Annotated in this window: 19 protein-coding genes and 1 other RNA gene; 6 read left to right on the top strand and 14 right to left on the bottom strand. The window is 39.1% G+C overall.

Features of this window, described 5'->3' with window-relative positions:
* Window positions 1-18 precede the first annotated feature (18 nt).
* The 3 genes from IF202_RS13130 to IF202_RS13120 are packed head-to-tail and all read right to left on the bottom strand — an operon-like array spanning window position 19 to window position 3880.
* Entirely contained in the window at window positions 19-2268 is a 2250-nt protein-coding gene (locus IF202_RS13130) for an alpha-galactosidase (RefSeq protein ID WP_235963520.1), read from the bottom strand.
* A complete protein-coding gene (locus IF202_RS13125) occupies window positions 2154-3005 on the bottom strand; it encodes a carbohydrate ABC transporter permease (RefSeq protein WP_191595373.1) in 852 nt (283 codons plus the stop codon). Before IF202_RS13125 ends, IF202_RS13130 begins: the two co-directional genes overlap by 115 nt.
* Window positions 3005-3880 carry a carbohydrate ABC transporter permease gene (locus IF202_RS13120; protein WP_191595372.1) on the bottom strand — a complete coding sequence of 292 codons (876 nt, stop codon included), beginning with the start codon at window positions 3878-3880 and terminating at the stop codon, window positions 3005-3007. The genes IF202_RS13125 and IF202_RS13120 overlap by 1 nt, the downstream gene beginning before the upstream one ends.
* A gap of 179 nt (window positions 3881-4059) precedes the next feature.
* Between IF202_RS13120 and IF202_RS13115 the strand changes: the two genes are divergently transcribed.
* A complete protein-coding gene (locus IF202_RS13115) occupies window positions 4060-4842 on the top strand; it encodes an IclR family transcriptional regulator (RefSeq protein ID WP_191595371.1) in 783 nt (260 codons plus the stop codon).
* A 15-nt stretch (window positions 4843-4857) separates the two neighbouring features.
* On the top strand, window positions 4858-5961 hold the full coding sequence (locus IF202_RS13110; RefSeq protein WP_191595370.1) for an ABC transporter ATP-binding protein: 1104 nt from the start codon (window positions 4858-4860) through the stop codon (window positions 5959-5961).
* A 185-nt stretch (window positions 5962-6146) separates the two neighbouring features.
* On the opposite strand, the gene IF202_RS13105 is transcribed toward IF202_RS13110, so the two are convergent.
* Together IF202_RS13105 and IF202_RS13100 are read right to left on the bottom strand one after the other, a co-directional pair.
* Entirely contained in the window at window positions 6147-7064 is a 918-nt protein-coding gene (locus tag IF202_RS13105) for a GGDEF domain-containing response regulator (protein ID WP_235963518.1), read from the bottom strand.
* A complete protein-coding gene (locus IF202_RS13100) occupies window positions 7061-11542 on the bottom strand; it encodes a PAS domain S-box protein (protein ID WP_191595368.1) in 4482 nt (1493 codons plus the stop codon). The genes IF202_RS13105 and IF202_RS13100 overlap by 4 nt, the downstream gene beginning before the upstream one ends.
* Window positions 11543-11875: 333 nt before the next feature.
* Here IF202_RS13100 and IF202_RS13095 point away from each other — a divergent pair, with 333 nt between their 5' ends.
* Window positions 11876-12238: a methionine-R-sulfoxide reductase gene (locus IF202_RS13095; protein WP_191595367.1), complete on the top strand. Its 363-nt coding sequence runs from the start codon at window positions 11876-11878 to the stop codon at window positions 12236-12238.
* Between the two features lie 289 nt (window positions 12239-12527).
* On the opposite strand, the gene ffs is transcribed toward IF202_RS13095, so the two are convergent.
* An RNA gene (ffs, locus tag IF202_RS13090) (signal recognition particle sRNA small type) lies at window positions 12528-12624 on the bottom strand.
* A 329-nt stretch (window positions 12625-12953) separates the two neighbouring features.
* On the opposite strand from ffs, the gene hisI reads away from it, so the two are divergent.
* The 3 genes from hisI to IF202_RS13075 all read left to right on the top strand — a co-directional run bounded on the left by hisI (window position 12954) and on the right by IF202_RS13075 (window position 16254).
* Window positions 12954-13367, top strand: coding sequence for a phosphoribosyl-AMP cyclohydrolase (hisI, locus tag IF202_RS13085; RefSeq protein ID WP_191595366.1), 414 nt, complete (start codon window positions 12954-12956; stop codon window positions 13365-13367).
* A 326-nt stretch (window positions 13368-13693) separates the two neighbouring features.
* Window positions 13694-15361, top strand: a complete 1668-nt coding sequence (locus IF202_RS13080; RefSeq protein ID WP_191595365.1) for a methyl-accepting chemotaxis protein — start codon at window positions 13694-13696, stop codon at window positions 15359-15361.
* Between the two features lie 107 nt (window positions 15362-15468).
* On the top strand, window positions 15469-16254 hold the full coding sequence (locus tag IF202_RS13075; RefSeq protein ID WP_191595364.1) for a class II glutamine amidotransferase: 786 nt from the start codon (window positions 15469-15471) through the stop codon (window positions 16252-16254).
* Between the two features lie 68 nt (window positions 16255-16322).
* Here IF202_RS13075 and IF202_RS13070 read toward each other — a convergent pair whose 3' ends face one another.
* The 8 genes from IF202_RS13070 to IF202_RS13035 form a co-directional block, all read right to left on the bottom strand.
* Window positions 16323-16589, bottom strand: coding sequence for an amphi-Trp domain-containing protein (locus IF202_RS13070; RefSeq protein WP_191595363.1), 267 nt, complete (start codon window positions 16587-16589; stop codon window positions 16323-16325).
* A 39-nt stretch (window positions 16590-16628) separates the two neighbouring features.
* Entirely contained in the window at window positions 16629-17954 is a 1326-nt protein-coding gene (locus IF202_RS13065; RefSeq protein WP_191595362.1) for a metallophosphoesterase, read from the bottom strand.
* Between the two features lie 36 nt (window positions 17955-17990).
* Entirely contained in the window at window positions 17991-18674 is a 684-nt protein-coding gene (locus IF202_RS13060; RefSeq protein ID WP_191595361.1) for a histidine phosphatase family protein, read from the bottom strand.
* Window positions 18671-19825 (bottom strand): HprK-related kinase B, encoded by a 1155-nt coding sequence (locus IF202_RS13055; protein WP_235963516.1) that lies wholly within the window; start codon window positions 19823-19825, stop codon window positions 18671-18673. Before IF202_RS13055 ends, IF202_RS13060 begins: the two co-directional genes overlap by 4 nt.
* A complete protein-coding gene (locus tag IF202_RS13050) occupies window positions 19822-20733 on the bottom strand; it encodes a GAK system ATP-grasp enzyme (protein WP_191595360.1) in 912 nt (303 codons plus the stop codon). Before IF202_RS13050 ends, IF202_RS13055 begins: the two co-directional genes overlap by 4 nt.
* Window positions 20723-22360 (bottom strand): phosphotransferase, encoded by a 1638-nt coding sequence (locus tag IF202_RS13045; RefSeq protein WP_191595359.1) that lies wholly within the window; start codon window positions 22358-22360, stop codon window positions 20723-20725. Before IF202_RS13045 ends, IF202_RS13050 begins: the two co-directional genes overlap by 11 nt.
* 193 nt (window positions 22361-22553) lie before the next feature.
* Entirely contained in the window at window positions 22554-23504 is a 951-nt protein-coding gene (locus IF202_RS17740) for an isopenicillin N synthase family dioxygenase (protein ID WP_191595358.1), read from the bottom strand.
* 21 nt (window positions 23505-23525) lie between these two features.
* Window positions 23526-25850, bottom strand: coding sequence for an ATP-dependent helicase (locus tag IF202_RS13035; RefSeq protein ID WP_191595584.1), 2325 nt, complete (start codon window positions 25848-25850; stop codon window positions 23526-23528).
* Window position 25851: the final 1 nt, after the last annotated feature.

Raw genomic sequence — 25851 nt, 5'->3', positions numbered from 1 at the left:
TTTGCTAACTATCACTTGCTAACTAACTACAGCTTGAACTGTTAATAAAATAAGGGATTCAGGGTCTAAGATTGGCAATTGCAAGCCAATCTGGCTCAAACTGGCACCATTTAAAATAAGAGGCTTGCCCCACCATTTAGGCAAGGCTTTCATAAGATGACTAGGAAGTGGACTGTGCTCTAATACTTCAATGCGATAGAGCTGATCTGGTAATAAATTAGGTAAACGAACCAGCAAGGTTTGAGCTTGTTTTGGCATCGAAAGCTGACTATAGACAGCCACACCTTTTAACTTATCTTGGCTCAGAGCCCATTGTGTTTGAGCTCGACCATCAGCACTGGGTAAGCGCCAATTGTTTCCTTCGTGTAACACTTCACGACATGCTTTGTAATGAGACAACCAGCGAGCAATCGTTACTTTTTGCTCAGCATTTGCCGTCAATAGATTCCACTCGATTCCCAGATGCCCTAGCATCGCAGTGCCAGCTCGAAAAGCGACATCGTGAATTCGGCTGGTAGTGTGGCTTTGGTCAGGCCCAATATGCGACCCCATCACTTCTGGTGGAAAGTAATAACTAAAACCACGCTGAATACCCTGACGCTCTAATGCGTCATTGCAATCTGAAGCCCAAAAACGCTTGGTGAACTGTAAAATACCAAAATCGACTCGAGCACCGCCCGATGAGCAGCTTTCAATTTCCATATTAGGGAATGCTTGATTTAACTCCCCAAGTAATCGATACAATGCCTCTATTTGAGCATGAGCTTGTGGCGCAATATCGCCACTAGGTTGAGTGTAATCACGGTTCATATCCCACTTCACATAATCAATAGGATAGTCATTAAAGAGTGAAAACAAACGCTCACGAATATAGTGGTAGGCTTCTGGTTTCGCTAAATTCAATACCAGCTGATTGCGCCCTAAAACGGCGTTGTATTGCGGTAGTTGCAATACCCAATCTGGGTGAGCTCGAAAAAGATCAGAATCAGGATTCACCATCTCAGGCTCAAACCAAAGACCAAATTCCATTCCTAACCCTTTCACGTAATCAATCAAAGGCATTAGCCCATCAGGGTATTTGGCCTGATCGACAAACCAATCCCCTAATGCTGAAGTGTCATCATTACGACCACGAAACCAACCATCATCCAAAATATAACGTTCAACCCCTACGTCAGCCGCTTCTTTGGCCAATGCTTTTAACTGAACAACATCATGATCAAAATAAAATGCTTCCCACGTGTTCAAGTGCACAAGACGAGGTTTTTTGATCTGTAAACGCTGGCGTGCTTCTTGATGAAAATACTGGCTCATCAAATTTAAGCCTGCAGTGCTGTGGCTTGCCAAAAAATCAGGCGTTGATACACTCTCGCCTTTTGATAAGACAATTTCACTGGGTAAATACAGAGCTTCTGCCTGCAAATAACGATGCCCTTCTATGGTGTAATCAGCTTTTAGCCTATGATTACCACTCCAAGCCAGATGCGCTCCAACAACATCACCCTGCTGCTCACCAAAGCCTTTTTCACCGACAATAACAGACGGAAAATTCCCATGAGAGTTTCGACCACTGCGGTTTTCTTGCAACCAAGTCGATTGCCAATCGCTACGCTCTTGCTGAAATTCCTGACACCATCGTCCATAAAAGCTAAGTCGCTCTGTTAGATGGCTCATGACAGGCAACGTACAAGCTAAACGCTGCACGGTTACATCGTCTTCGCCTTGATTCGTCAGTGTCAGTTTTTGCTGCAACACACCAGAAGAAAGCAAACCGATTTCTAAGACCAATGACAAGGCGGCGACCTTATCATCTAAGTAGATAGAAAAGCCTAGCGTCTGTTCTTCAACAGCCACCAATGACCAACAAGCAGACCAAACTGGACGCCCTGTTGAACTGGCTTCTACAGCAGGCGATTGCAACCAACCTCGACCTGCTTCAGGAACCAAACTCATTGTCGCTGGCTGATCTAGCATCGCTTGAGGAACAGCCATTTGTTGAGCCAAATACAAATTTCCAAGCGATGTAGCAGTAGGTAAAGCATCTCCCCAATACACAAGCTCGGGCGCACCGTCTTGCGGGCATGCTATCACCAAGGTTTTATCTTGCTGATCTTGTCGATAAAAGTTCATATGCGATTCGTTTTTCATCATCGTTAACCTTTTGTCGCACCCAGTGTTAAACCAGCGATAAAGTGGCGTTGCATAGCGAAGAATAAAATCACGGGAGGCAACGCCGCCACGATAGAACCCGCCGCAATAAGCTGCCAAGACGCTAACCATTGACCTTTTAGGGCGCTAATTCCTGCTGTAATTGGGCGCACCTCATCACTTTGAACTAACACCAACGCCCAAAAATAGTCATTCCAAATAAAGGTAAAAATCAATACAGACAAAGCGGCCAAAGCAGGACGAACAAGAGGTAATACGATGTACCAGAAAATTTTCAGTTCACTGACACCTTCGACTCTTGCAGCTTCAATCAATTCATCAGGTAAGCCGATGATGAAATTCCGCATAAACAAGGTACAAAAGCCAGTTTGAAAAGCGATATGAAAAAGAATGAGTCCCGAAGCCGTGTCATACAACCCCATACCAATCGTTAAGTCACGTACTGGGATCATCAGAATCTGGAAAGGGACAAAATTGCCCGCAATAAAGGCGGCGAATAACGCTAAACTTCCGCGGAATTTGAATTTTGCCAATGCATAACCAGCCAAGGTAGATAAAGCCACAGCACCAAATACAGCAGGTAACGTAATTAAAATGGAGTTCAATAAGTACCGTAGCATGGGGGTTTCAGTAAAAACCAAGGTGTAATTTTCAAACAACATCCATTCAGATGGAATCCCCCAATAGTTACCAGCATTAATATCTGCAACCGAACGAGCCGATGTCATTAACACTGCAATAAGTGGCAACAACCAAAGGAACAAGGCAACCCAGATGGCAACCCGATAGGTCATATTGAATGGCAAAGATTTTTTTTCTATAGGTGTAGGAAACATTAGGCTTTCTCACTTTTCAACATGCGCCACAAAAAGTAGGCAATATAAATATCCATAATCACGAACAAAACGGTTGCTATCGCTGCACCATAACCCGCCCGATAGTTAAAGATAGATTGTTCGTACATGAAATAAGCCAACACACTTGAACTACCAAATGGTCCACCGCTGGTCATGGTTGCTACTAAGTCAAAACTACGCAACGCACCGATAACAGTAACCACGACAGCAATGAAGGTAGCTGGTCGCAACTGCGGGAGAATGACAAATCGCAACATTTTCCAACCATGCGCACCGTCTAAACGCGCAGCTTCAATTTGGTCGGGACTAAGATTATTTAAACCCGTGAGGTACAAAATCATACAGTAAGCTATTTGTGGCCAAAGACCTGCCACTATGATGCCAAATGTCACCCAATTTTCATCAGACAACACGGCGACAGGCTCCATTCCAAACAAACCAATCGCCTTATTAAAAAGACCAAAAGAAGGATCATAAAACCAAGAAAAAACCAGACCAACAACCACTTGAGAAAGGACAAAAGGAAAGAAAAACATCGATTTAACTAAACGTATGCCCATAACCTTTTGGTTTAGAAAAAGCGCAATGGCCAAACCAATTGGTGGCGCTAGCATAAAGAAAACCATCCAATACAGGTTGTTTTTTAATGCAACCCAGAATTGATAATCATCAAAAAGCTCACGATAGTTACTAAAACCTATAAAAGTTTTTTCACCGAGACCGTCCCACTCATAAAAGCTCAACCAGATACTTTGAAGAATAGGAAACATCACATAAACAGTAAATAAGACAACTGCAGGGGCAAGAAAAACCACTGGCATCCATTTTTGCTGCTTGCTATGCAAATTTTGCATGGCTCACGTACCTCTTTATTTTTATTTTATTAATTAGTTTGGATCGTTAGATTCAGACAACGAATAAAATAATGGAATAAAGTTCCATTTTTTGCAATACTCAATTCAAATTATTATTTTGGCTCGATGCTCCTAACCAAAATAAAGAACCAAACATTAGACAGGAAAAGGATAAAGTCATGACCGACTCAGAAAACAAAAGCGGAGGATCGTCATTAGATAAGGCTCTAAGCCTTTTGCAACATGTTTGTATGGCTTCTGTGCCTTTACGGTTTGCTGATCTAGTAGAAAAAACAGATTTACCGAAAGCGACCGCTCATCGCACCTTGATGTCATTAACTGAAAAAGGCTTGGTTCGTTTTGATGAAGTGACTCAACTTTATCATCCAGGTTACGGGCTTTTGGAATTAGCCCATCAAGCTTGGTCAAAAATCGATGTCCGAGATATCGCCGCAGATCAAATGAAACACCTTTGGAGCGAAACGGGTGAAACCATTCACTTAGCGGTATTGGATCGAGGTGAAGTGATTTATATAGACAAATTAGAGAGCCAAAAAAGCTTACGTCTCTTCTCTGCTGTTGGTAAAAAAGGCCCTGCCTATTGCACAGGCGTAGGTAAAGCCATGATGGCATTTTTAGATGAAGGTACCCTCGCAAAAGCGTTAAAAGAACAGTCTTTTTTCAAGCATACAAGTACGACTATTACTAACGAAGAAGACATGATTAATGAGCTTAATAAGATTCGTGCAAGCCGAGTTTCATTAGACTTAGAAGAACATGAAGAAGGAATTCAATGTGCTGCTTCCGTCATTCTAAACCATAGAAATGAACCGATTGCCGCACTGAGTATTACCGCACCAAAATTTAGAGTAGACGACTCACGTTTTCAACACTTTCAAGCATTAGTCAAAGAGGCTTGTGTGAAAGTATCCATCAGAATGGGGGCCATGGCCTCCGCTTGAGACTAGGGAAAAATTATGGCAACAATAAAATTAAAAAATGTCATCAAAAAATTTAATGAAATAGAAACAATCTATGGCGTCAATCTAGACCTAGAAGACGGTGAATTTGTTGTTTTTGTCGGCCCGTCAGGATGCGGTAAATCTACGCTTCTTAGACTCATTGCAGGATTAGAAGACATCACCGATGGCACGTTAGAGATAAACGGTATCAATATGAATAATGTTGCACCCGCTGATCGTGGTGTGGCGATGGTATTTCAATCCTATGCTCTTTACCCTCATATGACTGTAGAAGAGAATATGAGCTTTGGTTTACGTATGAATGGTGTTGCTCCCGAACAAATTAAAGAGCAAGTATCTAATGCTGCAAACATATTGCAACTCAATGAGCTGCTTGATCGTAAACCTAAGCAACTCTCTGGTGGTCAAAGGCAAAGGGTGGCAATTGGTCGTGCCATTGTTCGTCAACCTGAAGTGTTTTTATTTGATGAACCACTTTCAAACTTAGATGCTGAATTACGTGTTGATATGCGAATTCAAATCGCAAAATTGCACAATAGATTAAAAGCATCCATGGTGTATGTTACCCATGACCAAGTAGAAGCGATGACATTGGCGGATAAAATCGTTGTTTTACGGGATGGAAGAATAGAACAAGTTGGTTCACCCTTAGAGCTTTATCATAATCCTGCTAATGAGTTTGTTGCTGGTTTTATTGGCTCACCAAAAATGAATTTTATCGAAGGTAAAATTATCGATATCGACCATCAAAACTTAGCCGTTATTGAGATTCATGGAGAACGCATCGAACTTCAACTAAATGGGGAAAGCGTCTCTCAAAATGAGATCGTAAAACTTGGCATTCGCCCTGAACATGTAAAAGAAAACCTTAAAGAAGCGGATATTACACTACCAATAATGATCGATGTTGCAGAACATTTAGGTGGACTAACGTATCTTTATGGTCAATTCGAAAACCATACATTAACCATTGAAGTAAGTGGTTCAAACCTAACCCGCCACGGTGAAAGTATTAAAGTCGGCATTAAGAAAGAAGATGTTTACTTATTCAACAAAGATGGTACAGGCCTAGTGAATCGCCCTCTTCCTACTCGATAATGATATAAGTTAAGCTATGAAATAACGTGGTATTTTTTAGAAAGCAGTGCTGTTTCAGCACTGCTTTCTTGTTTCCGCTCACCAAGAATTTAATATAAAACACATTGCAACAAAGCCCTTAACCTACTACTAACAACCATAGCCACTCAGTCAATTGATAATAATTTGACTCTTTATCTCTGCTATTACTGATGATAAATCACTTTATTCCGGCCCGTGTCTTTAGCTTCATACAAGGCTTCATCAGCTCGCTTTAACAATGTTTGTTTTTGCTCTCTCCCCCCCTTAAAAGAAGCAACACCGATGCTTGTTGTTATAGAAATATTTCGACCTTTATGTATAACGGGCTTTTCTTCAACAATACAACGATAGCGCTCGAAAGCAGAAGGGGCATCCTCTTCGCATATATTAGGAAGAATAATGCCAAACTCTTCTCCTCCTAACCGACCAATAATTCCGCTTTCACCCAGAATGGATTTGATTCTTTCAACAATATCAACCAGAACAGCATCGCCGGCATCATGTCCAAAGGTATCATTAACGGCTTTAAATTTATCTAAATCAAAAATAGCGCAAGCGAGAGGCTTTCCATATTGACGAGTAAATGTCATTTCACGCTCTAACATCACTTCAAAAGCACGACGATTCGCCACACCCGTTAAATGATCAGTAGAAGCCAACTCTTCAAGAACCAAAATGGATTCAGCTAAACGGCGCCTCATATCAGCAATACGCTGCATTGCCAGCATTTTTGCAGACAGTACTTTTTGGCTAATTGGCTTAATTAGATAATCATCACCACCGACTAAAATTCCTTCTTCTACATCGGACTCTTCTGCACTAGCGCTTAAGAAAATGATAGGCAACCATTCTTGCTTCTTAATTTCTTGAATTTCACGAATGGCTTTAACCGCTTCAAAACCATTCATTTTTGGCATTTGTACATCCATCAAGATCAAATCCAGATCTTGGGAGTGCGCCATAAATTGATCAATCGCTTCTTGCCCATTACTTGCTTCTATAACTTCATAATCTAGCTTTGTTAAATGAAGTTTTAATAACAAACGATCAGTATTGGTATCATCTACAACTAATACTTTCATAAGCAAGCCACTATTCGTTGGATTTCAATTTTTACATTATGGTACATAGTAATTAATTCACGTAATTTTGCACTGAGGTTTAATACCTTACCTTGCCTGCTTTCTTGTTCAAGTTGAGCGGCCATTGAAGACAAAGCGGCAGCGCCAACATTTAAACTGATTGATTTTAAACTGTGAGTCAACTGAGATATCGCCTTATAATCAGGCGCCTCACATGTAACTAACATCTCCTCTAAAGAGGAAATGATTTGATCTGCGTCACCATAAAAAGCTTCGATTAACAATAAGAAATCATCACCCAACAGTGTTTTTAATTCATTAAGAACAGATTCCTCTATGACAATGTCAAACCTAATCTCAAAAGCTGACTCGGCCGGAGTGTTGTTACCAACAATCGACACATCAGTACCTTGTTGCTCACCTGGTAACCACTTATCCAACATGCTAATGAATTCTTTTTGTTTAAAAGGCTTTGGGATAAGTCCATCTCCACCAGCACGAAAAACTTTTGATAAGGTTTCTTGCTGAATATCTGCAGTCAAAGCCAATATTGGAACACGTTTATTCTGGATATTCTTTTCCGCTTGTCTAATACGACGCATTGCAGAAAGGCCATCCATTACTGGCATGTGCAAATCCATAAAAATAAGATCTGGTTTATGGACTTCCCACATATCAATACCTAGCGCACCGTTTTCTGCTTCAACAATATCAAACCCCATTTTAGCCAGAATCCCACAAGCCACAGCCATATTAGCTTTCATGTCTTCTACAACTAATATGAGACCCCGTTTTGATACTGAGTCCCTTTCTTCATATCGAGTATTTTGGATTTCGTTTAGTTCAGAGTAAGAAACTTGATGTCCTAATAAGTTTGAAGAGGTAGCATCGATCAAACCTTTCTTTAATACTGAACTACTCATAGGTTTTGATATACATACATTAACACCCGCAGCGGACAGAGACTCTTTAGGTAGAAAATCCGCTGAAGAAGCCATCAATATAATCGGCTGACTCATAGATCCGCTTATTTCTCGTATCAACTTGGACAACATTAAGCCGTCTAACTCTGGCATCATATAGTCCAATAGAACAATATGATAAGGCGAACCATCATTTATTGCCCTCTCTATTCGAGCCAAACCTTGTAACGGATCTAACTCTGTATCGGCATAGATGTCGCAAGACTTAAGTTGATTCTTTAAAATGGTTAGATTTATATCATTATCATCAATAACCAGAGTTTTCTTACCTATCAATAAAAATTCATCTGCCATTTTTTCAATACTAGGAATTGCATGACTTTCCGGCAGCGACAAAGCTATTGTAAAAGTAGAGCCAACATTCAGTTCACTAGATAATGAAATTTCACCATTCATTAATCCAATAAGTTGTTTTGTAATAGCAAGCCCCAAACCTGTTCCGCCAAATCGACGAGTGGTAGAGCTATCTGCCTGAACAAAGGCATTAAACAAATAAGGCTGAACTTCTTCAGCAATACCAACACCAGTATCGATGACACTCATGGTTACCGACACAATGCCTTGTTGATCAACAACGCCTTTTGTTGATATCAGAACATGTCCGGTTGAAGTGAATTTGATTGCATTACTAACTAAGTTTGTCAGAATCTGCTTAACGCGGAATACATCCCCTACTAAGAAACGAGGACAGTCATCTTGGTATTCAATCAGTAAATCAATACCTTTCTCTTCAGCTTTGAGCATTAACAGACGCGCAACGTCGTAAATGGCTTTTTCTAAGTTGAAGTCTTCCAATTCAATAGAAAGGTGTCCAGCTTCTATTTTAGAAAAATCTAATATTCCATTAATGAGCTCTAAAAGCCCTTCGCCAGATTCTCTAAGAATATTCAAACTTTGTCTTTGCTCTAAATCTAGCTGAGTTCCGGAAAGTAATTCAGCCATCCCTAATACACCGTTAAGAGGTGTTCTGATTTCGTGACTCATAGTTGCTAGAAAGTTACTCTTTGCTTTACTTGCGGCAACCGCTTGGTCACTGGCCTCCTGCAATACAACTTCAGTTTCTTTGCGAGAGGTAACATCTATATTCACACCGATAATATGAGCGGCATCACCATTGCGATCAAATATAATAGTAGAATTTGACTTCAAATAACGAGTTTGTCCATCTTTTCGAGTAATACGAAAGTCAGAATCTAAATTTTCAGATCGGCGCTTCTCATCATTTTCATCCTTAAAATACGCTCCGCCATCTTCTAGGCGAATCAAAGCATGTTTCAGTTTTTCTCTATCTTCAAAGTGAACACATTCTTCCCACACCTTTGTAGGTGAATATTGATCATCTTTAGAAAAACCATATAACTGATACATCCAATCATCCCAATGGAGTGTGTCTGTTTTTATATCTAATTCCCATACGCCTATACCAGCCGTATCCGTTGCAATAGATAAACGAATATTGGTATCAATCATCTTTTGTTCGACTTCTAGTCGCTCACTCACATCTCGTATATGACCAATATAACCACCAAAACTGCCATCGGCATTTTGAATCATGCTACCAATAGTTTCAGAATGAAAAACCTTACCTTGGCTATTTTTATAACTCACACGATAGCGATTTAAAACATCTTGAGAAGCACCACTATAAGCATTACCTCTCTCGATAAAATCATCTTCTTCGGCATAAAGCATTTGAGTACTTTTGCCTATGACGTCACTCGGTTGATAACCAAACAATTCGGTAAAAGCAGGATTAATCATCTTAATGTCGCGATTGATTCCGACTAAAATAATCGCCTCTGGCGCATTAATAAATAGGGATTCAAACAGAGATTTCTGTTCAAGTAATTCATTTTCAGCTTGGATCTGCTCTGTTTTATCTTGGAATGAAACCACAACACCTTCAACAAGATCCATTTCAGAATGCATAGCCACGCAAGTATATTCACAAACAAAAACGACACCGTTTTTCCTGCAAAAGTATTCACCACGAGCACGACAGTTTTCACCACTCAGCAAACTTTCTTGTATTGGATTATTCTCTAATGCAAATGCGTGCCCATCTTTATCTCGATGAGAAAGTGCTTCTATAAGATTACGACCCAGTAACTCTTCTACGGAATACTCTAAGATATGACATGCGGCCGAGTTAGCAAAAGTAATATTACCAACTGAATCCACACCAAATATGCCTTCATGTACCGCTTCTAAAATAAGATTCTGCTGCTTCGCTGCAGCTTTAAGATTAGTTTCATCCTGATGTTGAGTGATTTCATTACCGACCCATTGGGAGAGTAACTTCATTACCTCATAATCATCATCCCCAAAAGGCTTTGTCTTAGGATTTGGACTTGAAAAGTTCAACGTTCCCCAACGCTTCCCACCAACATAAATAACAATGCCAATATACGCTTCTAAACCAAATGCCTTGTAACAAGGGTGTTCTTTAATATCACTAATGGCGGTATGAAAATAAGAAGTTGGTAAATCATTCTCAAGTGTGTGAATACAATAAGTACTGCCTAAATCGAACTTTGCCCCTGGAAGCACTTCTCCACCAGGTGTGTGACTGTATTCCACATAATAGTCATCACCTTCGATACGGCTAATAAGACCTATAGGTAAAGAAAACTGCTCAACACCAACCTGCAGAATACTTTGCAGTTTTTCATCTAATGACAAGTCAAAGTTTGCCGTCACTTCATGAAGTCTTTTAAGTGTATTAAGGGTTCGTTGTTGAGACGTAATATCCTGCATATACAAATACAGGCCAGTCACTTCTCCATGTACAATACGAGGTACATAAGAAGCATCAATAAAACGCAGTTCGTCTTCATCGCCTTGTCGCAATTCATACTGAAAATTAACGGTGACACCAGATAACCCCTTTACAACATTTTCTTCAGTAACAGCGCAGATTTCAGCAGGAATAGAGCCTTTTACGTATTCTCCAACCACCTCTTTCTTTGACAATGAAAAACGCTGAGCATAAGCATCATTGATATACTCATAGCGAAGATCTTGATCCACTAATGCTATATAAATTGGAATTTTATTATTTAGTCTTAGAAGATCGTTATAGTCAACCATATCTTTATAGACATCTTCAGCTAGTAACGAGTTTAGTGGCTTCAATAACTCAATGAACAAGTGAACTAAATGCGAAATATTTTCTTCAGTCAGAGCAATATCAAGCTCATGATTAGAATCATCTAAGAAAAAAAAACTCGCATTACATTGAGGTAACGGCTCAATAAGACAACAGGAAAGATTAGGCAGACAGGAAAGTAAAGGCGATATAGTTGAGGTGTTTTTAAAATCAAAGTATCGAAAAGAAGAAATCCCATTACATTGCAAAGCATCAGAAAATTTTGTTTGTTCAAGCTGGTCTATTTTTCCTGAAAGAACGATTTTTCCACTTTCAAAAATAAGGCCAGCGCAACGCACTTTTAAAAGAGACCTAGCAACTTTTAAAGCTGCTTTTATGTCTTCCATACACTCGATTCCCTACTCAATATCAAGTATTTTTTAAATACGATTTTATGCAAATCAACATGGATATATAAAATATAGCAAAAATCATGTTAGCTACCATCAAAACATAACGACAGCTATTAAAATAGTTTATCAAATAAAAACCTCTACTACCGCTAATCTCTGCTTTATGCAGAGCTTGTGAGCGTTATATTTACCAACTTAGTAAAGGCTATTACTAAACCTTATTATCCACGTTATTGCCTTAGTATCCTAAGTTAAGACATGCCATAATTTGTGTCAGTCTTAAATTAAGACAATAACTTCATCATAGCGGCAAGAGAGTGAATTTATATGAGTAAATCCTACAACGAGCTGACATCAAAAGAAGCAAGAGTTATCATTGATAAGGGTACAGAGGCGCCATTTACAGGTGAATATACAGATACCATGGAAAGCGGTTTATATGTATGCCGTCAATGTGATGCACCGCTTTATACTTCAGAGCATAAATTTATTTCTCATTGTGGTTGGCCAAGCTTTGATGATGAAATAAAAGGCGCTGTAAAACGTGTACCAGATGCTGATAGACGCCGTATTGAGATTGTTTGTGCGAATTGCGAAGGCCATCTTGGACATGTTTTTGAAGGTGAAAGACTTACTGAAAACAATATTCGCCATTGCGTAAACTCCATTTCAATGAAGTTTAAAAGTTAGATTTAGTTCTCAATCTATACGTTAGCGTGCAAACCTTATAATACGGCACGCTAGTACTATTTAACCAGCGACCTTCCCCCTCTCTCTATTCCAGATCATACTGTATGAACATGTGCTCAAATTGCGCATGTTCGTAGCTAAAGCTCTTGATAAAAAATCAAATGGCTATGATTAACACAATATTTAAAACTCTAGCCAAAATAGTATGCTATCGGGCATAAGTCTAAAAATAGAAATAAATGGGATAACTTAGTAGGTTTATACATTGGATAGGGAATTAAGGTGGCACCTCTACCAGCCGCACCTCGGCACACGAGTCGACCGCTGTGGCTGCTTCCTTCCGGACCTGACCAGATTAACGGTTTATCATTGCGAGGGGACCAGCAGAGACACCATAAAGGAGGCCTGTGACCTTGGGGCGAAATTATACGCAGGATTTTTGAAATATCAACCAAGTTTGTTCGCTTTTTCAAATACTTAACTAGGATTCTTAATTTGTCTGCTTTTCACTGATTTATCATGGCATTTATTATTAAATTTTAGGTATGAATTTTTAAGTCAATTTTTGATAATGCTTATTAGTCCCCGATCTCCTATTACGGTAATATACCCACAATCTAACCTTCGTTACTAAAGCGACTACATCTCCCCAATTACTTACATTGAAGAATGCTCATCTAAAGATATGAGTACAACTTATGAGAAAGGAAAAAAAATGAGTTTAAAAGAATTTGAAAATCTCGCCAAAGGCGACACGCTATCTTTAGATACTGTACTAGCTAACCTAAAAACAGACGATTCAGGGCTGATTGCAGCCATTGCGCAACAACATGATACCGGCGAAGTTCTAATGCTTGCTTATATGAACGAAAAATCCATTCGGGAAACATTAAAAACAGGACATGTTTGTTATTGGTCTCGCTCTCGTCAAACCTATTGGCGTAAAGGTGAAAGCTCAGGACACATGCAATCATTGGTTTCAATGTCATTTGATTGTGATGGTGACTGCATTCTTTTAAAGGTTGACCAAAAAGGTCCTGCTTGCCATACAAACCGTCGAGATTGCTTCTTCTTTACCGTTAATGGTAATGATGTCGTGATTAGCTCAAATCCCACTATTAATAACTGAACAAACAGAAATACAACCCTAATACGCATATAAATAATGCGTATTAGGTAAATTTATCTATATCTTTACATACATCTTAAGTTATCTTTAAATCATTAATATTTTTTATACGTCATCTATTCAATGCTTGTTAAAAATCATTATTAAATGATATGTCCCTTTGATCATTACGCATTAGAAATGCTTTTTGATCATGACCAAAGTGAGAGTAAGTGATGAAAGGTGGTTACCGTCCACTACTCATGAAAAGAACCGATATGTCTCGGTAAAAAGTTGTTGACGTTTAAAAGACAGATCAACGCCATTCATTCTAACTGGATTTAAGTATGCTTAATTTTTCTGTACGCACGAAGATTCTTTCCCTTATTACACTCTTTTCAATTGTTATTATCGGGATTAGTGTCAGTTCTGCACTCACCAGTAAATCGGTTTCTTCGGAATTACAAAACCTTTCATCACAAAGTCTTCAACTCATGAAGAATCTAGAAAAAAGCCGCCAACTGTTACTACAACAATCTGTAGAGTTTGAACGTGGTTTTTTTCAAGTGTCTATTGCAAAATCTATTGGTGGATACGGTATAGAGCAAGTTACAGAGTCTGAAGAAAAATTCAAAACATATACAGGCGAATTATTAACTAGTATAGAGAACGTCAAAGACATTCTAGCTACAATGCCTGAAAACGAAGGTCTAAATGGATTACTAGAACAAATCAATGCACTTGAAGAACAGCAAGCGACGTTTTTAGAAGCCAGCACAGTAACTTATAGCTGGTGGGTAAAACTTAAAACGATGCAAGCAAATCGATCTCGACGAGCCGCTGACGAAAGTTTAATTGCAGTTAACCAACAAATGGAAGTTATCATCACGTCTATTGATGCATATAACAACAGCGTTGCCGCGAATCAAAACAGCAAACTAGACCAAACTATTTACACAAGCGGTGCTATTGCCTCTGCACTTATTCTAGCTGGAATTGTCATCAGTATACTCATCGTCAATGGTATTTGTGCACCTCTTATTAGGGCAGTACGACGAGCAGAAGAGATTGCATCAGGGCAATTAGTACAATCAAAAGTAAGCAGCACTCGCAAAGATGAAATTGGAATGCTTGAAATTGCTATGGACAAATTAGTTATTCAATTAAGCAGTATTTTACATGATGTAGCAGAATCCAGCTCTATGTTAACTAACGCAGCTAATGACTTAAATAGAATCACTGATGAATCCTCTAACATGGTGGATCGCCAACAGGAAGAAACCAACTTAATCTCTCATGCTATACAGGAAATTCAAAGTACAGCGGTTCATGTTTCAGAATCGACAGCAGACGCAAGCCTGGCCGCTCATAATGCAGAAACAGCAGCAAATGAAGGTTCAGTTATTGCTGTTAAAACAATTAGTAGTATTGAAGCGCTAGCTACTGATATTGAAGTATCAGCAGGTACTATTAACGAACTACAATCTAATACAGGTGAAATAAGTAACTTCTTGAACGTCATTCTTAGTATTGCAGATCAAACAAATTTACTTGCTCTCAATGCTGCCATAGAAGCAGCTCGTGCTGGCGAACATGGACGAGGATTCTCTGTGGTTGCAGATGAAGTACGCCATTTAGCCAAGAACACTCAAGACGCTACGCAAGAGATTGAAAAAATGATTGCGCTACTACAAAGTGGGACGAACTCTGCGGTAAAAGCAATGACATCTAGTCATCAAAGATCAACAGACACCGTGAATCAAGTAAAGCACGAAGAAGAAGCATTACGAAATATCAACATCTCAGTTTCTAAAATCCGTGATATGAATGATAGAATTTCAGCGACCGCAGAGGAGCAAGCTTCAGTGACAGCGGAAGTAAGTCGTAATGTATCTAATATCACAGAAATTACTGCTGAAACAACGAATTCAATACATGCCATTAGCCAATCTGCTGAACAACTTGCCGCTCTAGCAACACAGTTGTCCGCTAAAATAAGCTACTTTAATGTATAACGCTAGTGCCCAATAAAATGCTAAATTAACGAATTGCTTTTTAAAACTGTTTTAAAAAAATAAAAGGGAAGCAAAGTGCTTCCCTTTTATTTTCCTAGGAGAAATACATGTGTCGTTGGATGGCTTACCAAGGTGAGCCCGTTTATCTTGAGTCGTTAATATTTGAACAAGAACACTCCTTAGTCCACCAGAGCTTAAGTGCGAAAAAATCTGAAGTAACCGTTAATGCTGATGGCTTTGGTCTAGGCTGGTATGACGAAAGAGCAGAACCTGGCTTGTATCATGAAATATTGCCCGCTTGGAGTGATTGCAACCTCAAGAGTTTAGCTAAGCACATCAAAAGTGGTTTGTTCTTTGCCCATGTTAGAGCATCTACAGGTACCGCTACGAACCGCTCAAACTGTCACCCTTTTGGGTATAAGAATTGGTTGTTTATGCATAACGGCCAAATTGGAGACTATGAATTACTCCGCTGGCAGTTAGATCGATTAATTCCAGAGTATTTATACAGCGCACGGCAAGGAGCAACAGATTCCGAGGTGATTTTTTTATTGATGATTGCTAATGGATTAGAAATAGACCCTGAGAAAGCAATTATTGATACCCTAAGTCAGATATTGGCACTGATGGAAAGCAAAGGTATAACGGAAGCCTTTCGTTTTACTGCCGTATTATCCGACGGTGAAGAAATGTTTGCTATTCGATTCTCTAGTGATGACAAAGCACCAAGTCTTTTTTGCAAAACCTTCGATGATCACATTGTGATTGGGTCTGAACCTTTAGAGTTTTCTGGTAAAGGTTGGGTATTGATTCCAGCTGGACATATAGCAAGAATTAAAAATAACACTTACAAAAGTGCGCCCTTACCAGATTTTCTAGAAATGAGCGCTTAAAAAAACACCGTAGCAAAGAGCATCTACTTTTGTGGAAAGATTGATGCTCTTTGCTAAAATAAAAAAATTTAACTTTCTATTTTTGGTGGTTTTTTACTCAATGCTTTAGGCTTTTTTTCCCATCGAACTTTAATATCAAACTGCTGACGATCGTCTTCTTCAGAAGCGGTTACTTTTAAATACAACAAACCTTGAGGGTCTAAAGACAAAGTACCTTTGTCATCGGAAAACTCTAGTCTCCCTTTCCCCAAACCTTTTGAAATAGATTTAAGTAAGTCTTGAATGTCTGCAGGATCAAGCAATGCTTCATGTTTAAACTCAGTTTTTGATTTCATTTATTACCGTACCTTGTCTATTTCAATTATTGATAGAAATCATTCATACATTTCACCTAATTCTTGTGGTTTCAATACTTTAGCTGTTGGGTAATCACAGCTGATACCAATCAAACCTTGCTTCTTACCAATCAAAGTTGCGCCTATACCAAAGCTTTCCAACCCTTCATTTTTACGTGAGTTTTCATCCAAGGTAATATCTGCTTCAATATGAATTAAACCTTTCTTAATGGCGATTCGCTGCCCTTCTTGCCGATTCACATGACCTTGAACCACAAAATGAATTCCTGCTTTATGTATTGCATTAACGCCTCGTTCCGTTAATGGTAAATCTGCATCTCTATATTTTGTTCTAAATGTGTTGGCAATAGAGCTGTAATAAAAGCCAAATAAGTCCATGTGTTTTAAATTACGATGAAAAGCTTTATTCGCGTAGTTAGTACCATTTTTAAGTAATAATTCACTCATGGCATCATCTAAACCGGCATGTAAAAATAAGAAGGATCCACGTTTTTCTACTAACTTCATTTTTTTGAAAAACCAGTAGAATTCACCTTTTTTCTCTAAAAACAATTTCTGGCATTGTAACGATGCCGCATAAATGTGCCGTAAACTAAGGCCAACCTCAGCACAATTTTTTTCAAAGCTACTCGCTTTGGAACGCATTTTATGAACTTCTCGCTCAATCCCTTCTGCTGTTAAAATGCCAGCAGCATGATAAGGAAACTCTTTAAACCATTTCTCATTCGGAAAAAGTACTTTTCGACAAGAGTCTTCATCAGGAATTTTTTTATCCCAATTACTTCTGTCTAAATACTGTTCAAAGACTTCTTTAAAAAGCGGAATAACTTTTTTACCCATACGAACGAAGAAATGCTGATTACCAATGTTCTGTTTTTTTCGCTGTAATGCCAGTAAGCCCATTAATAAACGTAGGTCATGATTGCCTGCTAACAGAGTGATACGAGCGTCTAATTTATAAAGGTGCTTAATACTACGCAGTAAAGATAAGTTACTTGGGCCTTTATCAAGACAATCACCACCAATAATAATTTCGGCTTTTCGACCTTCTTTAGTCAACTTTAATTGCTGTAGTCCGGCTTTTTTTTGAACGGCAACACCAGAGGCTATAAGCGATGCTTCAAATGCTGTTGCATCTGCATGAGGGTCTGAAATAAATATCACAGGCCGGCTTGGCCATTTTAGTTTGTGCTTATTAAATTTGGCTGGCTTTTTTATAGGCGTGCGTGCCGCGCCATTGCAAGAGCTACTGTCTTTTGGCCATGTAGACCATTCAGTCGGTAGTCTTAGAATGATTTCAGCATGTTCTTTACATACTGGAATGTTTGGTAATCGGGTTTGCATAGTAAAAGCCCTGTCCATTATTAATATTGTATGTCTTTAATCTGGTACATCATTAATTTGACGCTGCTTCCACTCACCAAAAATTTGCCTCAAAAGTAAATTCTCAGTAAATTCGAATACCACTGGGTGACCATAAAACATGCTAAGTTTTTTAATGTATTTAAATTCAATCGCGTTCAAATAATTCGCGCCATGTCGAAAAGCAGCACCATGACCAATAAATAATTTAAGACCACCACTTGCCTCACGCTGCCAACTATTAATATGTTCTGCAACACGTTCACCTGCTTGAATAAGTGACTCCGCGCCATCAAATGGGAGTTGATAATAACTGTCTGACTTCCAATCTTTGGAAGGCGATTCAAATCTAGGATCAAGCGATAGAATACGCTCAATTTCTTCAATCGTTAGGTTAGCGACTGCGCCAACACTTCGCTCACATAAATTAAATGTAGTTTGAATTTTAGGTGTTTCAAGGAAAAAATCTTTTAACTCCTCAAGATAAATCTCACCCGTTTGATAAGCCCGTAACAAGGTTGAAGTATCCACAATGGGATTCAATTTTTCGCCAGTTTTTGACAACCATTTAGCCAACAATTGAGCTTGTCGACGGACTTCTTTTGCCCCTTCCATCGTTAAAGGGAACGGTTGTAAAGCACTTGGCACTTCAGGCAATTGTTCATAAGCACCATGACGAATCAAAGCAAATTTAGCGGTCATAGCGCATCCAAAGTGTCGATAAGTTCGTAGGCTTTATCAAAATCGATACATCCTGTTAAGCGAAATACTCGAACACTGTCCAGCTCTGCACAATAGACTTCAACTGATTCACAAGCGATTAGGTCAACAAAAGAGCCTGAGTTATCTTGATAAAAAGGCCCTGGACGTTTACGTAAACCCTCTATTACTTTTGGCTCAAGGCTCAAATCAACACGCTCGATTTGCGTTGGTTTACCAGATGAAAAAGACCAATCCAACATAATTAAATTAACTAGTTTCCCTGTTAATCCAACACGGTTTGGACCATATTCGTCTTCAATTTGAACATCGTATTTTTCTTCTAATACCCATAAATCGGCAGGTAACATATCAAGAAGCTGTTGTTGTCGCTCTTTAGTTAAAATATGGCGTAAGCGGTGCCCATGGGAATGCAGTAAGGTGCCTGGATTTACCCGAGGCAGTTTGGCAACGCCAACCGCTTTAACACCATCAGCTGAATGTTGAATTAAGATGCGATCATTCGTGATAAATTCACGCGTTTCTTTTTCTAAACACCGCAACATCAAAGTAGACTTACCACCGCCAGAGCCTGCAGCAATTGCCGTTAGATTACCGTTTACACTAAAGGCTGATGCGTGCCCTAACAAATAACCAGCACGAAGATGAAGATTTAAAAACTGATTGTTAATGAAGTTAATAATCTGCGCCATGTTTTCTATACAAGGCCCAATAGCAACGGGGCTTTCAACACGCTGAAGCAACAACATGCCCGTTTTAAACTTTTTAATCCAACGCCCTTCGAACACTTCATTTTCAGAGAAACAGTCTAAATACCCTTCTTTTTTACCTTGTTTTCCGGCTTCACGGGGTACATCCAACCATTCAACAGACTCAATTACTTCGCCATGCTCTATCGCATAAATATTTATCGACTGTTCATTTTCTGAACTTTGTCGATAGCTTTTATAATAGTCATTCAATTCATCTAAAATTACGGCTTGATTAGTATGGACATTCACAGTCAATGCGCCAAACGTCAATGTTAAAAGGTGCTCACAAGACGCCATTGCGGTTTGTAACGCTTGATCACTCAATGGGCGGGCATTTAGTGAAAAATTGCTGAATGCATGATTGTTAAAAGAGTGACTCATAGCTTATTCCTTACTATTTTTAATGCATAATCTGCATACGCTTCTGCCGCATCCAAATTACAACCGTCTAAGGCTCCTTTAAAACCACCAAAAGCAGACACTTCAAATACAACAGGGCCTTGGTCAGTAAGAGCGATGTCAACAGTAGTAAAACTCATATCAAAACAAGCTTGAGCGCGACACCCCAATTCAATAAGGTCTTCATCAGGTTCAAACATTTCATAGCGTCCACCGCTGTGAATTGTCGTATTCCAAGCATCAGAATCGGCAACACGAGCATAAGTACAAAAATATGTACCGCCCACAAACACCATACCTAAATCACGACCATTTAAATTAAGCGCTTGTTGTATATAAAACAAAGATTGCGTTTTTGTGTATTCTTCAAGCTGAGCAAGTACAGACTCATCACTGTCTTCTGCACGAAGAAATACCATTCCTCGTGCTTTTGTTGAATATAATGGTTTCAAAATAGCGGAGCCAAACTCACGAACTATATTAAATGCTAAATCAACCGATTCTGTGATTCTGGTTTTTGGCATAGGGATATTGCCTTGTTGTAATGCCAATGTACCGCTAAGACGGTTAATCAATTTCCCCATACTGTTAGTCGGACTAAATACAGATACACCAAGTGATTCTAAATGCGACAGTATATGGATTCTATCCTCTGTGCTCGGCGCATACACTTGACTAATTTTTTTAACAATCAAACCATCTAACTTTGTTAAATCTAATCCGTTGCAAAAGGCTTTATTTGTGTCTAGGTGCAATTCGATATCATTCATATCCATCACTGCACGAAATCCTGTTCTTGCTTCAAGACGGTCCGCCAACACTTCCGTTGACCATTTACCAGGAATTCCAATCACCCCGATTTTGAGACCTTGTTCAGATTTATTCAGCATACAGTTCCTTAAGGGAAAGTTTGAAGTTAGGTTCTTGCTCTGGCGTAATTCGCGCTAAATGCTCAAGTAAATAACGCGCACGAAGATGCATACGCGACGCCAGTTTTTTATCAAAAATAAAGCGGGTTGAAGTCGCAAAAGAACGAGCAAGACCTGCGGCCAATCGCAATTCAAAAGTTTCATCATCCTGCCGCTTAGCAAAACGACGCCCAAATTGATAAATTTGGATTGCACTTTGCATCATCAACTCTCGGGTTGATCCACTCAGCACTTGTAGTCGATAAATAGAAACCATCAACACAGAAATATCTTGGACATAATCGAAATAGGAAGATCGATGTAAGTCTATGAAATAAATACGACGATCTACTTCATCATAAATCACATTATCAACATTAAAATCTCCGTGAATCAGCACAGAAAATGGTACTGTCCAACGGTGCTCTTTTTCTGTAACAAGCCGTATTAGCTTTTTGAAACTTAGACTTACCTGCCCACAAATACGATGTTCTGGCGTGAAAAAATCAGGATGAACTTTAGCACTATCGTCAATTCGTTTTTCAAGCTGCTGCATGAATTTTGCATTACAGTGCTCTGGGGTATAAGTCAGCTTCCACGTGCGATTAAGTGTTGTAAACAGTGTTTTTAGAGCTGATTCTAGCAGATGCGTTTCTTCATTAAGGAGTAAAGCTTCGAATGTTTTTCCGGGAAGGTGCTCAATCAAAAGAGCTGATGATTGCCCATTTCTAGTGGTATGAGATAATACATCTGGCGCAATATTTGGATCTACCTTTTGCCAATTATTAACACCTACGATCTCTTCAGCCAATTTATTTTGGTCGCCTTCTTTGTATACAGCCAGTATATCCTTCCCAGATTCATTCTTATGAGAAATAGAGGCAATCGCACTACCAGAACGTGTGAGTGCAAGACGCCTGATTTTTAAATCACTCAAGCTATAATTTAACGATGACGCGCTATTACGCAAATGTTCATAGTTTTGTAGACTAACAACCTGCCCTAAATCAGCCTTTATTAAAGATTCACCCACAATGGCTAATTGTTGAATTACGCACTTCAGTGCAAAGTTCGTCAAGATAGAGGCTTGTAGTTGCTCATCATTCAGCACGTTTTTGGCAGCTAGAGTTACTGCTTGAATGTCATCATACGAATTCAACATGCCTTGCGTACGACGACCTAACTTAATGCCCGTTCGGCGCTGTGATTTATCTAACCCTAGTTTAACAAGATTTAAAGAACGATCTATTCGACGGATTAACTTACGACATAATGAAGCACTAGGGTGTCCATAAGGTTGAGTTAATGTTCCTTCTTGAACGCAATCAGAGTAGTAACGAGAAACGTTGTCTAACGCATTTGATAAAGCGCGTATTGCATCAATACGAACACTGTGTGATGTGCTAGATTTACGACTTTTTGTCATATTCACACATTCGATTTCAATTTTTTCTCGGAGTGTTTGAACATAACCTCGACGAGCTTTAATACGCGGTAAAATATCAATTGATGAGGTTTTAAAAAAAAGATCTACAAGACTGTAATGTTTTCCAACTTCATTCAGTAGAAAGTAGAGATTTTCTTGAATAGCCAAAGGCTGTGACGACATAACTTCTTAACACCGTAGAATTATCTAATTTCTACTCATTCTACCTTTAAAAAGTTACCTTTATGTTACAACGCTTATCTTTCTCTCTGTTCTTCAGGGAATATACTTCAGATGTAATACCCTAATGATTGATTGAAAAAAAATCAAAGACAAGAGGCATTCTATACCTCTTATCTTTGGTAAATCACTTTAGTTATTCACTATCGCGGTAAGAATAGGTTGCATCCAAACGGTATTGAATCCACTCTCCACCTAATATTGGTTCATATTTCGCAGGTTTTTCTGCCGTTGCACAACTTGGTACACATTCCACTTTCGTTTCGTAATCTGGCTCCACAAAAAAAGGAAAAGAATAACGATGTACATCTGTCGTAGAAGCTCGTACACGATGGGCAGTCGAAACATATTCATCATTAGTCCAATGCTGCATTAAATCACCAATATTAACGACTAACGCATTCTCTATTGGCGTTGCATCTACCCATTCATTCTGACGATTTTTAACCTGTAATCCGCCTATTTGATCTTGTAACAACAAGGTTACGCAGCCATAATCTGTGTGAGCGCCTGCGCCATTATCATGATTACTGGTTGGGCGTGGTGGATAATGAATCATACGCAATACGCTTACGTGATCTGTAAAACCACTGGTAAAGAAGTCATCTTCTAAAGACAAGGCCTGTGCCATTGCTGTCATCAATTTTTGAGCAACAGAAAAAACTTCTACATAGTAATCTTGCAAAACTTCAACTGTAGTAGGATCGGTTGGATTTTGATTTGGTCCATACATTTTTGGGTATTTAGACGCCAAAGGATGATCTGCAGGAAAATCCATTGCCATATCAAAGGTTTCTTTCCAATCAGCATGGCCATTTTCGTCTAGCTGCTCTTCGCCGATATTCCCATAACCGCGATGATTCACACTATTTCGAATATCAATCGCATTTTTTGCCTCTTGAGACTGAGCAAAAAAGCGCTTAGCTTCACGCATTAAAGCATTCATTAATGAGTTTGGAATACTCGTATTGATAAGATAGAAGAATCCAATTTCACGACAAGCTTTATCTAAAACTTGGTTTTCTTGATGGCGTATGGCATCCGTTTCATGGGTTAATTTTGCAAAATCTATTAAAGGTATAGACACTTTTTTGTCTCCTAATTGAGTTTATGTTCGTGAAGAAACTTTCACTAATCGCGTGTGTTTTGGATTAAAACGCTTTAACCCGATTTCACAAAAATCAACAAAGATCATTTTCTTGATACCTTGCTCTTGCCGTACAACAACACCTTGACCAAATTGATCATGACGTACTTTATCCCCCGGCTTTAACAGGTTTGTATTTTCTACTTTCTGTTTAAAAAGCAATTTAGGTGAAGGTGTTGTTGCTGTTAAATAACGCTGAAAAACAGCGCCTTTAACCGTATCAATTGGTGTCGTTCCGACACCCGTGTCACCATGTACTGTATTCCAAGCTTCACAAATGCGATTTACTACATAAGGTTGTGCTTCAAAAACAAATCGAGAGAGTGATAAGGTCTTAAGTGCCACACTTGGAATCTCGCCTTGTTTCATACGCTTATGTTCGTCTGGTGTTGGTGTCTCCAACAGAACTAATTTCTTTTTCGCTCTTGTAATCGCCACATAGAACAAACGACGCTCTGACGCTAGATCACTAGCGGCTTTTTTATCTATGGCACTAAGATCTTCATCATAATAAGGGAAGCGCCCTTCTTGTAATCCAAATAAAAGAACTTGCTCAAACTCCAAACCTTTTGATTTATGAATCGTCATTAAATGGACGCCGTGACTTACATCCATTTTGCGCTCATTTAATTGCGCCAGTTGTTCTAATATAGCATTAGCATTACCACCCACTCCTCGCACGTACGCCATAAATGCATCACACGTGGCTATTTTCTCTTGGGTTTGAATGTCTTTGTTACTGGTACTCTCAAAATAACGATAAATACCCAATTTTTCTAATGTATATGCCAAGCCTTGTGCAGGGTCAGTTCGGTACATACCTAGACTACGTAGCCAATCCGCACGTTCATAAAGCTTTTTGGCTCGCCAACCATCAGAAGAATCCGCCAATGTTTCAATAATCTGTGGTAACAAATGCGGTGACTGTTTCGCTTGTTGAATAAGCGTTTTACGCTGAACTAAAGAACCACCAAGGCTCGGAACCATAAGTAAGTATTCGATATCATCCTTATGGAAAAATACTTGAGGATTCTCCAAACCTCCCGCCATAATGGCTATATAGGCCATTAACATACGAATTTGACGGTTTTCTAATAAAGGTGAATCACCGTGTAACTGATACGGGACACCTTTGTGCATTAATGCTAACTGAATGGGCACCATATCACTGTATAAGCGAACTAATACGGCTGTTTCGTTTAGTGCTCGCCCTTCTTCAATCCAAGATTTTAACTCACCTAATAACGCTTTTCCTGTCTTTGGTGCACGGGCAAAAGATACTCGCGTTTGTTCTCCAGCACCAATAACCAAAGCATCTGGATCATTTTCACTAATCACGCTCGATGCCATTAATCCAATTGAATGGCCAAACCGAAAGCTCGTGCTCAGCGGATACGTAGCGACTTGATTAAAATCACTATCAAATTGAGTCGCCATGATATCAGGACTAGCACCACGCCATTCATAAATGCATTGTTGCACATCACCTACAATCATCCATTGACAATTCTCAGGGTAAAGACACTTAAGTAATTCATACTGACAAGGATTAATATCTTGGAATTCATCAATTAACAAATAACGAAAATCAGGAACAAACGTTTTAATTTGAGCGCGCTCAGGACTTGCCAATTTACTAATAAGATCATAGGGATCACTTAGCAAATCAGAAAAAAATCGTATATGACTGTTTTTACGCAGCCTTTCTAACTCATCAAACAAAGCAGGAAAAAACTGACGTTCTTTCGACCAATCTAATGCATCAAACACTTCTTTTGCACTTCTATCTGATGCTTTTACTTGATCAATAAATAATAAAACATCTTCTAGCCAGTCTTTTTCGTCTTGAATGGCAATTTTTTCTCCCTTACGAGCCAGGCGCTGTAGTGCTTCTCGTAACATTTTAACCAAACTAAAATCATCTGTAACCAACTTAGCTGGTACCAACCATCCTTGTTGTTCCAAACGACGACAAAACTTCATACCAAACGCATGAAACGTCATCACATTAGGTGAACGCAAATACCCTGAGGCCATTAATTGTTTATTTAAGCGCTCAGTAAATTCTTCCTGTGCACTTTTATTGAACATGAAAACGCCAATATGAGACGGGTCTACACCTTGGGATAATAAGTGTTCAATACGAGAAATTAAGGTAGTTGTCTTCCCAGCCCCAGCGACAGCGATAACTTTTGCGGGATTTATGAGGTCATGATGCACCACACGCTGCTGTTCATTCGTTAAGAAGGCTTGAGCCTCTCTCTTTGTCTCTGGATTATTGTGCACT

The sequence above is a fragment of the Marinomonas colpomeniae genome, assembly GCF_014803385.1.
In the GTDB taxonomy this organism is placed as follows: domain Bacteria; phylum Pseudomonadota; class Gammaproteobacteria; order Pseudomonadales; family Marinomonadaceae; genus Marinomonas; species Marinomonas colpomeniae.
Note: the sequence above shows the minus strand (reverse complement) of the source record. Positions and strands in the feature narration are given on the sequence as shown.

Excerpts from the sequence above, each read along its gene's own strand:
- IF202_RS13125 (WP_191595373.1), bottom strand. The coding sequence starts at position 3,005 with ATGTTTCCTACACCTATAGAAAAAAAATCTTTGCCATTCAATATGACC.
- IF202_RS13120 (WP_191595372.1), bottom strand. The coding sequence starts at position 3,880 with ATGCAAAATTTGCATAGCAAGCAGCAAAAATGGATGCCAGTGGTTTTT.
- IF202_RS13115 (WP_191595371.1), top strand. The coding sequence starts at position 4,060 with ATGACCGACTCAGAAAACAAAAGCGGAGGATCGTCATTAGATAAGGCT.
- IF202_RS13110 (WP_191595370.1), top strand. The coding sequence starts at position 4,858 with ATGGCAACAATAAAATTAAAAAATGTCATCAAAAAATTTAATGAAATA.
- IF202_RS13105 (WP_235963518.1), bottom strand. The coding sequence starts at position 7,064 with ATGAAAGTATTAGTTGTAGATGATACCAATACTGATCGTTTGTTATTA.
- IF202_RS13100 (WP_191595368.1), bottom strand. The coding sequence starts at position 11,542 with ATGGAAGACATAAAAGCAGCTTTAAAAGTTGCTAGGTCTCTTTTAAAA.
- IF202_RS13095 (WP_191595367.1), top strand. The coding sequence starts at position 11,876 with ATGAGTAAATCCTACAACGAGCTGACATCAAAAGAAGCAAGAGTTATC.
- hisI (WP_191595366.1), top strand. The coding sequence starts at position 12,954 with ATGAGTTTAAAAGAATTTGAAAATCTCGCCAAAGGCGACACGCTATCT.
- IF202_RS13080 (WP_191595365.1), top strand. The coding sequence starts at position 13,694 with ATGCTTAATTTTTCTGTACGCACGAAGATTCTTTCCCTTATTACACTC.
- IF202_RS13075 (WP_191595364.1), top strand. The coding sequence starts at position 15,469 with ATGTGTCGTTGGATGGCTTACCAAGGTGAGCCCGTTTATCTTGAGTCG.
- IF202_RS13070 (WP_191595363.1), bottom strand. The coding sequence starts at position 16,589 with ATGAAATCAAAAACTGAGTTTAAACATGAAGCATTGCTTGATCCTGCA.
- IF202_RS13065 (WP_191595362.1), bottom strand. The coding sequence starts at position 17,954 with ATGCAAACCCGATTACCAAACATTCCAGTATGTAAAGAACATGCTGAA.
- IF202_RS13060 (WP_191595361.1), bottom strand. The coding sequence starts at position 18,674 with ATGACCGCTAAATTTGCTTTGATTCGTCATGGTGCTTATGAACAATTG.
- IF202_RS13055 (WP_235963516.1), bottom strand. The coding sequence starts at position 19,825 with ATGAGTCACTCTTTTAACAATCATGCATTCAGCAATTTTTCACTAAAT.
- IF202_RS13050 (WP_191595360.1), bottom strand. The coding sequence starts at position 20,733 with ATGCTGAATAAATCTGAACAAGGTCTCAAAATCGGGGTGATTGGAATT.
- IF202_RS13045 (WP_191595359.1), bottom strand. The coding sequence starts at position 22,360 with ATGTCGTCACAGCCTTTGGCTATTCAAGAAAATCTCTACTTTCTACTG.